16 protein-coding genes are annotated in these 14,571 nt (G+C 65.8%); all 16 read left to right on the forward strand.

Annotation, left to right across the window (positions count from 1 at the left end; translation table 11 throughout):
• Window positions 1-2 precede the first annotated feature (2 nt).
• On the forward strand, window positions 3-587 hold the full coding sequence (locus Q8K99_11670) for a histidine phosphatase family protein (GenBank protein ID MDP2183211.1): 585 nt from the start codon (window positions 3-5) through the stop codon (window positions 585-587).
• A 109-nt stretch (window positions 588-696) separates the two neighbouring features.
• On the forward strand, window positions 697-1,797 hold the full coding sequence (gene hisC / locus Q8K99_11675; protein MDP2183212.1) for a histidinol-phosphate transaminase: 1,101 nt from the start codon (window positions 697-699) through the stop codon (window positions 1,795-1,797).
• Between the two features lie 59 nt (window positions 1,798-1,856).
• Window positions 1,857-2,882 carry a 3-deoxy-7-phosphoheptulonate synthase gene (gene aroF, locus Q8K99_11680; GenBank protein MDP2183213.1) on the forward strand — a complete coding sequence of 342 codons (1,026 nt, stop codon included), beginning with the start codon at window positions 1,857-1,859 and terminating at the stop codon, window positions 2,880-2,882.
• A complete protein-coding gene (locus Q8K99_11685) occupies window positions 2,882-4,018 on the forward strand; it encodes a prephenate dehydrogenase (GenBank protein ID MDP2183214.1) in 1,137 nt (378 codons plus the stop codon). The genes aroF and Q8K99_11685 overlap by 1 nt, the downstream gene beginning before the upstream one ends.
• A 6-nt stretch (window positions 4,019-4,024) precedes the next feature.
• Window positions 4,025-5,332 (forward strand): 3-phosphoshikimate 1-carboxyvinyltransferase, encoded by a 1,308-nt coding sequence (gene aroA, locus Q8K99_11690; protein MDP2183215.1) that lies wholly within the window; start codon window positions 4,025-4,027, stop codon window positions 5,330-5,332.
• A gap of 114 nt (window positions 5,333-5,446) precedes the next feature.
• Window positions 5,447-6,115, forward strand: a complete 669-nt coding sequence (gene cmk, locus Q8K99_11695; GenBank protein MDP2183216.1) for a (d)CMP kinase — start codon at window positions 5,447-5,449, stop codon at window positions 6,113-6,115.
• A gap of 83 nt (window positions 6,116-6,198) precedes the next feature.
• Window positions 6,199-6,762 carry a lysophospholipid acyltransferase family protein gene (locus tag Q8K99_11700; protein MDP2183217.1) on the forward strand — a complete coding sequence of 188 codons (564 nt, stop codon included), beginning with the start codon at window positions 6,199-6,201 and terminating at the stop codon, window positions 6,760-6,762.
• Between the two features lie 3 nt (window positions 6,763-6,765).
• On the forward strand, window positions 6,766-7,599 hold the full coding sequence (ispH, locus tag Q8K99_11705; GenBank protein ID MDP2183218.1) for a 4-hydroxy-3-methylbut-2-enyl diphosphate reductase: 834 nt from the start codon (window positions 6,766-6,768) through the stop codon (window positions 7,597-7,599).
• Between the two features lie 2 nt (window positions 7,600-7,601).
• A complete protein-coding gene (locus tag Q8K99_11710; protein MDP2183219.1) occupies window positions 7,602-8,960 on the forward strand; it encodes a DUF512 domain-containing protein in 1,359 nt (452 codons plus the stop codon).
• 7 nt (window positions 8,961-8,967) lie between these two features.
• Window positions 8,968-10,275, forward strand: coding sequence for a ribosome biogenesis GTPase Der (gene der / locus Q8K99_11715; protein MDP2183220.1), 1,308 nt, complete (start codon window positions 8,968-8,970; stop codon window positions 10,273-10,275).
• Window positions 10,276-10,277: 2 nt separating this feature from the next.
• A complete protein-coding gene (gene plsY / locus Q8K99_11720) occupies window positions 10,278-10,937 on the forward strand; it encodes a glycerol-3-phosphate 1-O-acyltransferase PlsY (GenBank protein MDP2183221.1) in 660 nt (219 codons plus the stop codon).
• A 1-nt stretch (window position 10,938) separates the two neighbouring features.
• Window positions 10,939-11,955, forward strand: coding sequence for an NAD(P)H-dependent glycerol-3-phosphate dehydrogenase (locus Q8K99_11725; GenBank protein ID MDP2183222.1), 1,017 nt, complete (start codon window positions 10,939-10,941; stop codon window positions 11,953-11,955).
• Between the two features lie 49 nt (window positions 11,956-12,004).
• A complete protein-coding gene (locus tag Q8K99_11730; GenBank protein ID MDP2183223.1) occupies window positions 12,005-12,625 on the forward strand; it encodes a nucleotidyltransferase domain-containing protein in 621 nt (206 codons plus the stop codon).
• Window positions 12,609-13,007, forward strand: a complete 399-nt coding sequence (locus Q8K99_11735; protein ID MDP2183224.1) for a HEPN domain-containing protein — start codon at window positions 12,609-12,611, stop codon at window positions 13,005-13,007. The genes Q8K99_11730 and Q8K99_11735 overlap by 17 nt, the downstream gene beginning before the upstream one ends.
• 144 nt (window positions 13,008-13,151) lie before the next feature.
• Window positions 13,152-13,823, forward strand: a complete 672-nt coding sequence (gene rpe / locus Q8K99_11740) for a ribulose-phosphate 3-epimerase (protein MDP2183225.1) — start codon at window positions 13,152-13,154, stop codon at window positions 13,821-13,823.
• Window positions 13,824-13,985: 162 nt separating this feature from the next.
• Window positions 13,986-14,369 (forward strand): hypothetical protein, encoded by a 384-nt coding sequence (locus Q8K99_11745; protein MDP2183226.1) that lies wholly within the window; start codon window positions 13,986-13,988, stop codon window positions 14,367-14,369.
• Window positions 14,370-14,571: the final 202 nt, after the last annotated feature.

The raw sequence follows: 14,571 nt of genomic DNA on the forward strand, positions 1-14,571 counted from the left end.
TGGTGAAGGAGACCCGCATTCTGCTCGTGCGTCATCCCGAGACCGAGGCGAACGTGACCGGTCGCTGGGTTGGCCGAGGAAACGCGCCTCTCACCGCGGTCGGTCACGAGCAGGTACCCCGGCTTGTGGGGGAGATAGTGCGCTTCGAGCCCGACGCGATTTGGTCGAGCCCTCTGGGCAGGACCCTTGCGGTGGCCGAGGAGGCCGCGCGTACTGTGGGTCTCGAGCTGACCATCGACGAGCGCCTGACCGAGCTCGATTTCGGCGATGCGGAAGGCCTCACATACGAAGAGGCCGTCGAGCGCGGCATCCCGTTCGAGTTCAAGTGCGAGGATCATCCGGTCGCCCCCGGGGGCGAGTCTCGCCGCGACATCCTGCGCCGCACGGACGAGGTGCTCGCCGATGCGATGGCCTCGAGCAGCCGGATCGCCGTTGTCACCCACGGTGGCGTGTTCCGGTCGGCGCTTGTGATACTTCTCGGACTCCCGATCGCCGGCATCTGGGCCTTCGACATCCGCAACGCGCAGGTCGCCGAAGTGCGTGTCGTGGACGGTCACGGGATGCTCGTGCGGTTCCTGCAGGGCTGAGCGTCCCGACTCGTTGGCCTCGAGCCCTTGCCCGCAACATCGCGACCTGCGACAATCCTCGGCAACCCTCGTGCTCCGGCATGAGGTGACGCGACGCCGGGAGGGCCCCGTGGAATGGGAAGCGCTCATACGCAGCGAGCTGGACGGCATGGTGCCGTACTCCGCTGGCCTGCGCGCGAGTGAGGTCCGGGAACGCTCCGGCAAGGACCACATCCTCAAGCTCTCCAGCAACGAGCACCCGTGCGGACCGTTTCCGAGCGCCGTTCGGGCGATGGAAGCGGTGCTCCCGAAGCTCAACCGCTACCCCGACGGGTCGGCGCGCGCTCTTCGCGAACGGCTCTGCGCCAAGGTCGGTCTCGATGACTGCAATCTCGTGATCGGCAGCGGATCCAACGAGCTCATCCGCCTGATCGCCCAGGCCGTCCTGCGCCCTGGCGACGAGGTCGTATTCGCCTGGCCGAGCTTCGTGGTCTACCCGATGGTCACCCAGATGTTCGGCGCAACCGCCGTCAAGGTGCCGCTGACCGAGGACCAGGTACACGATCTGGACGCGATGCTCGCGGCTATCACCGACAAGACCCGGCTTCTCTTCCTGTGCAACCCCAACAACCCGACCGGGACCATCTATCACCGGCTGTCGTTCGACCGGTTCCTGCGCGAAGTCCCCGACCATGTGCTGGTGGTCGTGGACGAGGCGTACTTCGAGTTCGTTACCGATGAACACTACCCCAACGCGCTTGAGGACTTCGACGGCCACAGCCCGCTTGCAGTTCTGCGCACGTTCAGCAAGATCTACTCCCTCGCCGGCCTGCGCATCGGGTACGGCGCGGTCCCGGCTCCTCTTCGTGCGGCCATCGACAAGATCCGCGAGCCATTCAATGTGAGCATTGTCGCGCAGATCGCCGCCTACTACTCTCTCGCGGACGCCGCGGAAGTGGAGCGTCGCCGTCAGGAGAACCAGGAACAGAAGACCTACCTCTATTCGTGCTTCGACCGGCTCGGCATGTCATACGTGCCGTCGGAGACGAACTTCGTCTACTTCATGACGGAGCGGCCGGTCGAGGTGTTCCAGGCTCTCCTCGAGGAGGGCGTGATCGCGCGCGACTTCGGAACCGCTCCTGCTCTGCGACTCGGGGTAGGTACTCCGGAGGACACGGAGATCACGATTGCTGCCTTCGAGGCCGTGGCCGAGCGGCTGGGCGGGTTCTGACCCTGGCGCTCGCGCGGCGGACCTGTCCGGACGTCCGTTGGTTGAGTGAGGGGTAGATCATGCTGGTAGTCATGCGGGACCACGCGTCCCGGCAAGAGATCGATCACGTCGTCGAACTCCTGGAAGAGGCCGGCGCTCAAGCCCACCTGTCCGGTGGCAAGGTCAAGACGATCATCGGCGTTATCGGCGACCGCGAGACCGTCTATGCGCTCGATCTTCAGGGCCTGCCCGGCGTAGAGGAAGTCATCCGGGTCCTCAAGCCCTACAAGCTCGTCAGCCGTGACTTCCAGCCCGAGGACACGGTGGTCCGGGTCGGCCCGCACGCCTCCATCGGGGGCGGAGCCATTGCGGTGATCGCGGGTCCGTGCTCGGTCGAGTCGGAAGACCAGATGATGACCGTCGCGCGAGCGGCGAAGGCTGCTGGGGCGACCATGCTGCGCGGCGGTGCATACAAGCCGCGTACCAGTCCGTATGCATTCCAAGGAATGGGCGTCGAAGGCCTGAAGCTGCTGCGCGCGGCCGGCGACGAGGTTGACTTGCCCGTCGTCACCGAGGTTCTCGACGTGCGCGATGCGTCCACCGTTGCCGAATACGCCGACGTGCTGCAGGTCGGTGCACGCAACATGCAGAACTTCATGATGCTCGACGAGCTTGGCACCATGGGAAAGCCGGTGCTGATGAAGCGGGGCCTGTCTGCCACGATCGAAGAGGTTCTCTCGGCTGCCGAGTACGTCCTCAAGGGAGGCAACCGCGACCTCATCCTGTGTGAGCGAGGAATCCGCACCTTCGAGACGTACACGCGTAACACCCTCGACCTTGCCGCTGTCGCCGCCCTCAAACAGCTCACGCATCTGCCGGTCATCGCCGATCCGTCCCATGCCACGGGACGCCGCGACCTGGTAGCGGTCATGTGCCGGGCGGCTATCGTCGCTGGAGCCGATGGACTCATGGTCGAGGTGCATCCCGACCCCGAGCATGCCAAATGTGACGGCCCGCAGTCGCTGGTCCCGGAAGACTTCGCAGCACTGATGGGCGATCTCGCGCCGCTCGTCGAGTTGCAGGGCGCGCACTTCGGGTGGAACTGATGGGCTTTCGGCGGATCGCGATAGTCGGCGTTGGCCTGATGGGCGGGTCGTTCGCCGCGGCCTCGAAAGCTTTGCCGTCGCCTCCGCAGGTGTTTGGCGTGGATCCGGACACGGAGTCGCTGTCGTACGCCCGGGGCCAGCACATCATCGATGACGCTGCGACTCCTCAGGAGGCGATCGAACAGGGATGGTTCGGCCCGGGTGGAGTGGACCTCGTCGTACTGGCGACTCCTGCCCGCGTGGCCGAGGAGTGGCTCCGCATCCTTGGCGAGAACGAGTTCGATGGGGTCGTCACGGACGTGTCGTCCACCAAGGGGCATGTCATAGACGCTGCAGAGAGATTCCTTGGCGATGCGGCGGCGTTCGTCGGCGGGCACCCGATGGCGGGTTCGGAGCGCAGCGGAGTCGAAGCTGCGCGCGCCGACCTGTTCGCGGGTGCGTACTACGTGCTGACGCCCACGCCCACGACCGACATGGACGCGTACCGGCGCCTGCACTCGTACGTCGCGTCCCTCGGCGCGCGCGTGGTGTCCGTTGACGCCCGTGAACACGACGAGGCGGTTGCGATCATCAGCCACGTGCCACATGTCACGGCGTCGGCACTGGTTGAGCTTGCCAAGGCTCATGCCGGTGAGGGCGACGAGCTCCTGCGTCTGGCCGCGGGTGGCTTCAAGGACACGACGCGCATAGCTGCGGGAAGCGCGGACCTGTGGACGGGGATCTGCATCGACAATGCGCCCGCGCTGTCTGCCGGCATCGACGAGCTTCGCGAGGTCCTTGGCGAGTTTGCGGAGATGCTGCGTACGGCCGATACCGAGGCGATACGTGATTGGCTTGCCCGGGCCGCCGACGTGCGGCGTTCGCTGCCGGCGCAGTGGGTCCCGGCTACGGAGGCCCTGTCTGAGCTGCTCATCCCGGTGATCGACCGGCCCGGCGTCATCAGCGAGGTGACCTCGGCGGTGGGCCGTGCGCGCTGCAACATCGAGGCGATCGAGATCGACCACCAGTCCGAGGACAGTGCGGTGCTCGTGCTGGTCCTGACGGACGAGGGCGACATGCTTGCGCTCACTGAGGATCTGCGTTCGCGGGGCTACGACCCGCGCCTCCGGCCACTAGACGCCGGCACAGAGAGGTAGACGACGATGAAGCACAACGCCCGAGAGTCCGCCGCGCCGCTTCGCGGAACGGTGCGCGTTCCCGGCGACAAGTCCATCTCGCACCGCGCCGTGCTGTTTGCTGCGATGGCGGAGGGAAGAAGTCGCCTTTCCGGGGTACTCGACAGCGCTGACGTGCGTTCCACGATCGGTGCCGTCCAAGCGCTTGGCGCAGAGGTCGGCGCGGTCACTGCCGAGGACGGAAGTCTCAGTGTGACCGTGACGGGTTGGGGAGAGTTGGGTCCCGTGGAGCCAACGACGCCGATCGACTGCGGCAACAGCGGTACGACCGCCAGACTTCTCCTTGGCATGCTGGCCGGTTGGCCCATGACCGCGACGCTGTACGGCGACGAGTCGCTGTCGAAGCGTCCTATGCTGCGAGTGACCGAGCCGCTTTCGAGAATGGGCGCGGTGTTCACGACGCGCGACGGCATGCTGCCCGTCACGGTGACGGGTGGAGGACTGGCCCCCATCTCGTTTGAGAGCCCGGTCGCAAGCGCGCAGGTCAAGACGGCGGTGCTGCTTGCCGGGCTGTGCGCGCCCGGGCACACCACGGTCCGGGAGCCCGCTCCGAGCCGCGACCATACCGAGCGCATGCTGGGCGACTTCGGTGTGGCGGTGGATGTCGACGCTGTCGCTCATTCCGCGACCGTGAACGGCCCTGTCGTGCTTCGCGCGTCAGATTTGGCCGTGCCGGGCGATCCGTCCTCGGCGGCGTTTCTTGTGGCAGCTGCGTTGCTCGTGCCGGGCAGCGAGGTAGTGCTGACCGGGGTGGCGCTGAACCCGACGCGGACGGGCTTCCTGCGCGTGCTCGAGCGCATGGGTGCCGACATCGACGTCGCGGGCGACGAGTCGTCGGGCAGCGAGCTCGCGGGCACGCTGACCGTGCGCCACACGCCGGACCTGCAGTCGACCACCGTGACCGCCGAGGAGGTTCCGTCCCTGGTAGATGAGGTGCCGATACTCGCGGTTGTGGCCGCACGTGCGAGCGGGACGACCCGGTTCGAAGGTGTCGCAGAGCTCCGCGTGAAGGAGTCCGACAGGTTGCAGGCGATATACGACACCTTCGGTCTCCTTGGCGTAGGCGTGTCGATAGAGCGTGATGCGCTTGAGGTCATCGGTCCTGGTGCGTTCGGGCAGGCGGAGGTCGATTCGAGCGGGGACCACCGGCTTGCGATGGCGTGGACGGTCGCCGGGCTTGTCAGCGAGAGTGGCGTGACGGTGAATCGCTTCGAGGCCGTTGACGTGTCCTATCCGCGGTTCCTGGAAGACCTGGCTGCTTTGGGCTCCAGGTAGACATCGCAGGTGGTGCCGGGGCAGCGCGGTGTGGCTTGGGTGCGTGATATCATGTGCCGGCACGCGGCGAGTTCGTGAGTGCGAAGTACCGGACGCCCGACCAGGTGAGGACGCATGATCGTCGCTATCGACGGCCCAGCGGGTTCAGGCAAGTCAACCGTCGCCCGGGCCCTCGCGCAGAGACTCCGGATGCACTACCTCGACACCGGCGCGATGTACCGAGCGGTCGCGCACGTGGCGCTCAGCCGCGGTCTCGCACTTGGCGACGAGAATGCCGTAGCGACGATCGCCGAGCGCGCCGATATCCGGTTCGAACACGAGGGCGACTCGCCTCTGGCCACGCGCGTGCTGGCCAACGGCGTCGACGTCACGCTGGCGATCCGCACGCCCGCAACGGACGCCGCGGTGAGCGCGGTCGCGCGCATGTTACGCGTTCGCGAGGCGATGGTTTCCCGCCAGCGCGAGATCGCCGCCGGCCAGGACATCATCGCCGAGGGGCGAGACATCGGAAGCGTCGTCTTTCCCGATGCGGCCGTGAAGGTCTACCTGACCGCCTCCGAAGACGAGCGCGCAGGCCGCAGGCACCTGGAGCTCGTCGATCGCGGCGCGACCATCGCCCGCGAGGACGTGCACCAGGGAATCGCGGCTCGAGATACCGCCGACACCGGTCGCACGGCGAGCCCGCTCACCGTGGCCGAGGACGCGACCGTCATCGACACCACCGGAATGTCAGTCGATGACGTGGTCGAACTCATCGCTGCGCTTGTCGAGGCCCGCTCGTGAGTGCGCCGTCTCCGCTCGCAGATCCGCGGACATTCTTGTTCGGACGGTGTCTGCACGCCACGGTCGGGAGACTATTGCTTGCGATGTTCCGCGTTCGGGTCCTTGGCCGGGAGAACCTCCCGGATGGGGGAGCGGTGCTTGCCGGGAACCACATCTCATACGGCGATCCCGTCCTGCTCTGGTGCGCCATGCGGCGCCCATTGCACTTCATGGCAAAGAGCGAGCTGTGGTCGAACCCGCTGCTCGCTTGGGCTACCCCGCGCGTTTGGGCCTTTCCGGTCAGACGCGGACGCTCCGACCGCGAGGCCATCAGCAACGCAACCGAGCTGCTGACCCGTGGCGAGCTGGTGGGCATCTTCCCCGAGGGCACCCGAAACACCAGCGGGGACGCCACCGTCCAGGGCGGCGCCGCGTTCATCGCGATGCGCGCGGGCGTGCCGATCGTGCCGGTCGGTATCGCAGGCACGGACGCCATCAGACCGCGCGGAACGCGCATGATTCGCTTCCCACGCGTTACCATGAGTCTCGGACAGCCCGTTTCGGCCGAGGAGTTTGCCGAGGCGGGACGCAAGGAGCGCATCGAAGCCATGACGGCCGAAACGATGCGACGCATCACAGTCGAGCTCGAGCGCGCGAGGAGGTTGTAGACGATGCGGGTGGAAGTCGCCCGGCATGCGGGAGTGTGCTACGGGGTCGAACGCGCGCTGCGTCTGGCGGGCGAGGCGGCAGCCAAGGGCACTCACGTCAAGACCCTGGGCCCGCTCATCCACAATCCCCAGGCTGTTGCCGCGCTTCGAGAGCAGGGCGTGGAGGTTGCCGCCACTCTCGACGAGGTCACCGAGGGCATCCTCGTAGTGCGTTCGCACGGCGTCGATCCTGCGATCATCCGCGAGGCCGAGGAGCGCGGGCTCGACGTCGTGGATGCGACATGCCCGTTCGTGTCCGCCGCCCACACGTGTGCCCGCGAGCTGGCCGAGGACGGCTACAGCGTCATCATCGTGGGGGAAGAGGATCATCCCGAAGTCGAGGGGATCATGGCGCACGCCGGAGGCACGGCCCTGATCGTCCAGTCCGCCGCCGACCTGCCCGAACGGTTGCCGTCGCGCAAGGTCGGGGTCGTCGTGCAGACCACGCAGTCGCTCGCGCGCCTCGAAGGCGTCGTGATGGCGCTTCTTCCGCGCGTGAACGAGCTGCGCGTGTGCAACACGATCTGCAGCGCCACCGCCAAGCGACAGCTGTCCGCCGAGGAGCTCGCACTCACCGTCGACGTGACCGTTGTAGTCGGCGGGCACAACTCGGGCAACACCAGCCGACTCGCGGAGATTTGTATGGCCGTCAACCCCCGAACCTATCACGTCGAAACCGCCGATGAGCTCGAAGCTTCGTGGTTCGAGAAAGCGGAGTCGGTGGGCGTGACCGCGGGAGCGTCGACACCGGACGTCCAGATGGCCGGTGTCATCGCCGCGATCGAGAAACTCGGGTAGCGATGTCTCGGCGCGCGGACTACGGCGGCGGCGCCCACGCCGCGCAGGGTGGTTGCGTCGACCGCGTGGCCGCAGACTCACCGGCCGATCGGGCAAGCATTCAGCCCGATGACGTGCTCCTCGCAGTTGACGGCACGCCCATCACCGACATCATCGAGTGGCAGTGGCTCACCGACGGCCCGGCCGTCCGCGTGACACTTGAGCGAGCGGGCGCAGGCCGCATCGACACGGCCCTCTCGCGCGCCGCCGCCGCTCCGTGGGGTATCCACTTCGCCGAGGAGATCTTCGACGCCGTCCGCACGTGCGACAACCGGTGCGAGTTCTGCTTCATGACACAGCTTCCAGGCGGGCTGCGACCCGCCCTCTACGTTCGCGACGACGACTACCGCCTGTCGTTCCTGCACGGCAACTTCATCACGCTCACGAACCTCACCGACGCAGACGTCGAGCGCATTGCCGGGCAGCACCTGTCGCCGCTGTACGTGTCGCTCCACGCGATCGGCGCTGGCGTGCGTGCGCGGCTTATGGGTGCGCGCAGCGACAGCGCGCTAGCGCGCTTCGACGAGCTGCTCGATGCCGGAATCGACCTGCACGTGCAGATCGTGCTCGTTCCCGACGTCAACGACGGCGAGATTCTGGAGCAGACCCTCACGTGGCTTGCCGAGCGCGAGGGCGTGGCCTCGGTGGGCGTGGTACCACTTGGCTACACGCGCCACCAGACCCGCTACACGGAGTCATTCGAAAGCGCGTCGGCCGCTGCCGCCGTGATCGAGCAGATCGAGCGCTGGCAGGCGGCTTTCCGCAAGCGAGACGGCGTGGGCCACGTGTACGCAGCCGACGAGTTCTTCTTGAACGCAGGACACACGTTGCCCGCGTGGGAGGTCTACGACGAGTTCCCGCAGTACGAGAACGGCATCGGTCTGGCACGAGCGTTCGTCGACGAGTTCGCGGAGGCCGCCGCTGCTGCATCCTGCGCGCAGCCCGACCTCGCCGGCACCCGGATCCTCACCGGCGAGCTTGCCGCGCCTCTTCTGCGCGACGCCGTCGCCTCGCTGGGCGAACCTGTCGCCGATGTCATCGTGATCGAGGTGCGAAACGACTTCTTCGGCGGGAACGTCAGTGTGGCCGGGCTGCTCGCAGCGTCCGACATCGTTGCGGCGATTCGTGCAGACGCCACCGGCGGCAGAGCCTACCTGCTACCCGACGTGATCTTCAACGCGGATGGTCTCACGCTCGACGACGTCACTCTGGACGACCTCATACAGGACTCCGGCGCGAACATATGCGTGGTATCCTGTGACGCTGCGGGACTGGCCGGGGTTCTCCTTGGCAGTCCAAAGCCTGAACACGAAACCCGGTGACACCCCCATGGCCCTTCCTATAGTCGCTGTCGTTGGCCGACCGAATGTCGGCAAGTCGACGCTTGTGAACCGCCTTGTACAGGGCTCAGATGCCATCGTGCATGAGGAGCGTGGCGTGACGCGCGATCGCAGCTACCACCGTTCGGACTGGAACGGTCGCGATTTCATGCTCATCGACACCGGCGGGATCGAGACCGGCAAGGACGATCCGTTCTCCGAGTCCATCACCGCCCAGGCGATGGTAGCGGCCGAGGAAGCGGACGTCGTGATCGTCCTTGTGGACGGCAAGACAGGTGTGATGGCCGCCGATGAAGAGGTCGCGCGCAAGCTCAAGCGCGCGAAGAAGCCGATCTTCCTCGTGGTCAACAAGATGGACACGCCCAATGACGATACCGCCGCACACGAGTTCTGGGCGCTAGGGATCGGCGAGCCGTGGCCGGTGTCGGCAACACACGGCCACGGGACGGGCGATCTGCTTGACGCGGTCGTTGCCGCACTTCCGGAGACGGAGCCGCACGTCGAGTCCGACGCGATCGACGTCGCGATCATCGGTCGCCCGAATGCCGGGAAGTCCTCGCTGCTCAACCGCCTCGTTGGGACTGAACGCGCGATCGTAAGTGACGTCGCGGGCACGACTCGCGACGCCCTGGACGTTCTCGTGGAGACCGATGGACGCGCGTACCGGTTCGTGGACACTGCGGGACTCCGCCGCAAATCGCTGATCGAGGAGGACGTCGAGTACTACGGGTTCGTGCGCGCCATGCGCGCTATCGATCGTGCAGACGTTGCGCTGCTCATGGTTGACTGCACGGTCGGGGTGACCGACCAGGACCAGCGCATCGCGCGATTCGCCGAGGAGCGCGGCTGCGGGCTCATCGTGATCTTGAACAAGTGGGACACCGTTGGTAGCGTCGAGGAACGCGACGACCTGGCGGACCAGGTCGAGACACGACTCGGCTTCGTCGGCTATGCGCCAATGCTTCGACTCAGCGCACTTACCGGTTCCAAGGTCCCGCGCGTCTACCAGGCCATCGAGAAGGTGTACGCGAACTACACCTGCGAGCTCACGACGAGTGCACTGAACAGGGTCCTTACCGAGATGCGCGACTTTGGCCACACCGTGAACAAGGGGGGCAAGACACTGCGTGTGCACTATGTGACCCAGACGCGCACATCGCCGCCCGGATTCACCTTCTTTGCCAATCATCCGAGACTCGCGGATGATAACTTCAAGCGGTACGTTGAGAACAGACTTCGTGCGGCCTTCGACCTGACCGGCACACCGGTGATACTCAAGTTCCGTCAGAAGGACTAGCGATGATCGGACTGGTACTCCGATTCTGGGCGGCGTATGTCTTGGCCTACCTCCTCGGCGCGATTCCGTTCGCCCTGATTGTGGGCAAGGTCTTCTACAAGACCGACCTGCGGGAACACGGGTCCGGGAACCTCGGTGGAACCAACGTCTACCGGGTGCTCGGGTGGAAGGCGGGCCTGGCGGTCGTGGTCCTCGATATCGCCAAGGGCGCTGCGGCCGTCGCCATCGCGATGTTGCTGCATCCGACGCACATGGGCGCGATGGTCCACGATTGGGTGTTGATCGGTGCGATGATCGCGGCGGTCCTCGGGCACTCGTACTCGCCCTACATCAAGTTCCGAGGCGGGAAGGGTGTCGCAGCTGCGGCCGGCGGACTGCTGGTGATCGAGCCGCTCGCGCTGCTGATCCTTCTCCTCGTGTTCGCCGGCGTGATCGCCGCTTCACGGATGGTCTCGCTTGCTTCGATCGTTGTTGCCGCTGCGTATCCCGCGCTCACGATCGCCCTCTACGGCGACCGGACCGCCCTCGTGGCGATGTCCTTCTTCGCGGCCGCGATCGTTCTATGGCGCCATCGGGGTAACATGGTACGTATCTGGCGACGCGAGGAAGCCAAGATCAGCTACAGGCGGCGGGAGACACCTGCCACGGAGGACAGGGGCTAGGGTGCGCATCTCGGTCATCGGTGCGGGTTCGTGGGGAACGGGAGTGTCGTGGCTCCTTGGCAACAAGGGTCATGCGGTGCGGCTGTGGTCGCGCGAACCCGAGATCGCCGAGGGAATCAACGCCGAACACCACAACCCGATCTACCTGCCCGACGTCGTGCTTCCGGACACGACGTTTGCCACCCCCGACATCGAAGAGGCGCTTCGCGGCGCGGAGGCCGTTGTCATGGTGACGCCGAGCATGGGCGTACGCTCCACAGCCGAGGCGATGCGGCCGTACCTGCCGAGCGACACGCCCGCCGTCATCCTCTCCAAAGGTCTCGAGAACGGTACCTTCATGCTCATGACCGAGGTGCTTGCCGACGTCCTTGGCAACGAGAAGCGCCTTGCGGGTCTTTCCGGACCCAACCACGCCGAGGAAGTCAGCCGAGGGATCCCGTCGGCGACGGTCGTGGCGGCGTATGAGGAGAGCATCGGCCAGCTGTTCCAGGACATCTTCATGGCTCCGACGTTTCGCGTGTACACGAACCCGGACGTGGTCGGCGTCGAGCTCTGCGGCGCGTCCAAGAACGTGATCGCGGTGGCCGCAGGCATGTCCGACGGCCTTGGCTACGGCGACAACACCAAGGCGACACTCATGACGCGCGGTCTTGCGGAGATGGCGCGGCTGGGCGAGCGGCTGGGCGCGAAGTCGCTCACATACATGGGGCTTGCGGGCGTGGGCGACCTGATCGCCACCTGCACCTCCCAGCACAGTCGCAACCGAGGACTCGGCGAGCACGTGGCCCGCGGCGGCACCGTCGCCAGCTACGAAGCCGAGACGCACATGGTCGCCGAAGGTGCCGTGGCCTGTATCTCGATCAAGGCGCTTGGCGAGCGCGAGGGCGTGGAGCTTCCTATCACCGAGCAGGTGCACTCGATACTTCACGAGGGCGGGCGGCTGGCAGATGCCGGCGACGCGCTCATGGGCCGCGAAGCGCGCGACGAGCAGCACGGCATGGGACTCGTGGAGGACTAGGGGCGGCGCAGGTTGACGAGTCCGCTATGTATACCACAGTATACATAGCGTGAACGCCGACACTGACATCATCGATTCGTTGTTCGGGGGTCCTGGGCGCAACGCCGTGCTGCGGTTGCTCGCGCGTAGCGAAGAACCACTCAGTGGCAGGCAGATCGCACAAGCCACAGGACTCAGCCCCGGCGGAGCGGCCCGTGCACTAGATCACCTCTTCGAACTTGGTGTGATCGTGCGCGTAGCGGCTGGACGAGCGGTGCTCAATTCCCTCGACCGCGAGCACGAAATCGTGCGGACGTTGGTGCTGCCAGCTCTCGAAGCCGAGGACCGAATCGCGGCCGCCAGGGCTGCCAGGCCGTCGTCCGACGTGCCACCCGAGATCATCGAGTGCCTTGTGTCCGGTTTTGACCCGCTGCAGATCATCCTGTTCGGTTCTCGTGCGACCGGAGAGGGAGATGAGTCCAGCGACTTCGACCTGCTCGTGGTTCTGCCTGAGGTGACCGACAAGCACGCGACTATGGTTGCGATGCTACTGGCCCTGGGTCATTTCGCAGTGCCGGTCGATGCGGTTCCCACCGACCCCGCCGAGATCGCGAGTCGCGGTCACGTTTCTGGCACTGTGCTGGCGACCGCTCTGGAGTCGGGGAAGGTCGTCTATGAGCGAGTCGCGTGACGGACGATCCGACCCGGCCGAGTGGCTGAGGTTCGCCGAGGAGGATCTCGGTCTAGCGACTCGCGTCTCCAAGGATTCGAGCGTTTCCCCTCGCGCCGCCTGCTGGCACGCCCAGCAGGCGGCCGAGAAGGCACTCAAGGCAGCACTCCTGGAGCAGGGTTCGACATTCCCTCGAACTCACAACCTTCTTGCGTTACGTGCGCTTCTGAATGCCGAGCGGGCGGAGCAGCTGCGCCCTGAGGATCTCGCGGAGCTCACCGCATGGGCCGTCGAGGCCAGGTATCCCGGTGATTGGGACGAACCCGATCGTGAGGCGGCCGTGGCCGCTGCGCGCATGGCCGCCGATATCGTTGCAGCAGCCACCGATTGGATTGGCGTCTGACTGCAGCGCCGGGCTTCTTGGCATGTTGTCACCGCACCCCGTGTGCCCGCTGCTGCTCGATTCGACCGCCCGACAGCGCCCACACCTGCCCACTTTGCGCTACCCTGTCGGTGGGGGAACCACCTCGAACGCAGGGGAGTGCGCATGTCGGACCGCATCCTGATGGCCCCGTCGATACTGTCGGCGGACTTCACGCGACTGGGCGAGGACGTGACCCGGATCGCCGAAGGTGGCGCCGACTTCATCCACGTGGACGTCATGGACGGCCACTTCGTACCGAATCTCACCATCGGGCCTCCCATCGTCAAGGCCCTCAAGCGCGTCACCGACGTCCCGCTCGATGTCCACCTCATGATCGACAACGCCGAGTCCACCGTTGACTGGTACCTGGAAGCCGGTGCCGACTGGGTGACCGTGCACGCCGAGGCCTGCGCCCACCTTCACCGCGTGATCCAGAAGATCCAAACAGCGGGAGCCAAGGCAGGCGTTTCTCTCAATCCCGCAACGCCGGTGAACGCGCTTCGCGACATCATCGGCGAGGTCGATATGGTGCTGCTGATGAGCGTGAACCCGGGCTTTGGGGGCCAGAAGTTCATCCCGCGCACGGTGCAGAGGCTCAACCGTCTCGCTAAGCTCTGCGCCAAGGAGAGTGCGTCGCCACTGATTCAGGTCGATGGGGGAATCGACGTGACGACCGCTCCGCTCGTGGCCGAGGCCGGTGCACGGTGTCTGGTAGCCGGGAGCGCGGTCTTCTGGGCCGAGGACCCGGTGGCCGCGATGGCCGCGATCCGAGCGGCAGGGGAGAGCGGGTTGTAGGGCGAGCGGGTCGGGTTACGCGGACTGCGTAAGAATCGAGTGCAGGCCCTGGAGCTGGGGTGCTTCTGTGAAAGCGCAGGATTACACTGCGAATTGAGCTGCACACGCTTGCTTACGCAGTCTGGTCAATCAAGTGTTAGGCCTACGAGGGGGAGGGTGATCGTGAGCCGAGGCACTGGCATCTTGTGGATTGCCGCAGGACTCCTCGCGGTCGTGTTGATAGGTCTGCTGATGGGTCCCATGGAGATGTTCTTCGGGATGCTGGTCGTGATCTTGGCGGGTGTGGTCCCCTTCTGCCTCGGAGTCGTTGCGCAGCTACTCATGAAGCGAGTCGATCTTCCGGCCTATGCGCCCTGGTTGCTCGGCATCGGAATGGGCATTCTTCGATTCCTGGCACCGCAGTTCGGCGGCCTCAAGCTCCTCGATAGTGAAGTCGCGAGCGCCGTGTTGACCGTCGTCTTGTCGGCGGGCTTCGCGGAGTACGGTGCCGCGCTGGCGCGAGCGATCAGACGCAGGCGTGTCGAGCGCGCCGGAGCTGCAGTATGACGACTGCGAGCGAGGCCTAACCCCGGCATCGAGCGGGCGGCGCGAGATAGAATCAACATGGACGGCGAAACCCGCCGCTCATGCCGTAACACGTTGATATGAGATGGCCAGTCAACCTCGTAGGTCTCATGGTGGTCTTCGCCCTTGAGTAGATGCAAGCGGGCGGGCACATGGGAACGGCGATCGACCATGCTGATATCCG

This window comes from Actinomycetota bacterium, from assembly GCA_030682655.1.
Taxonomy (GTDB): Bacteria; Actinomycetota; Coriobacteriia; order Anaerosomatales; family JAUXNU01; genus JAUXNU01.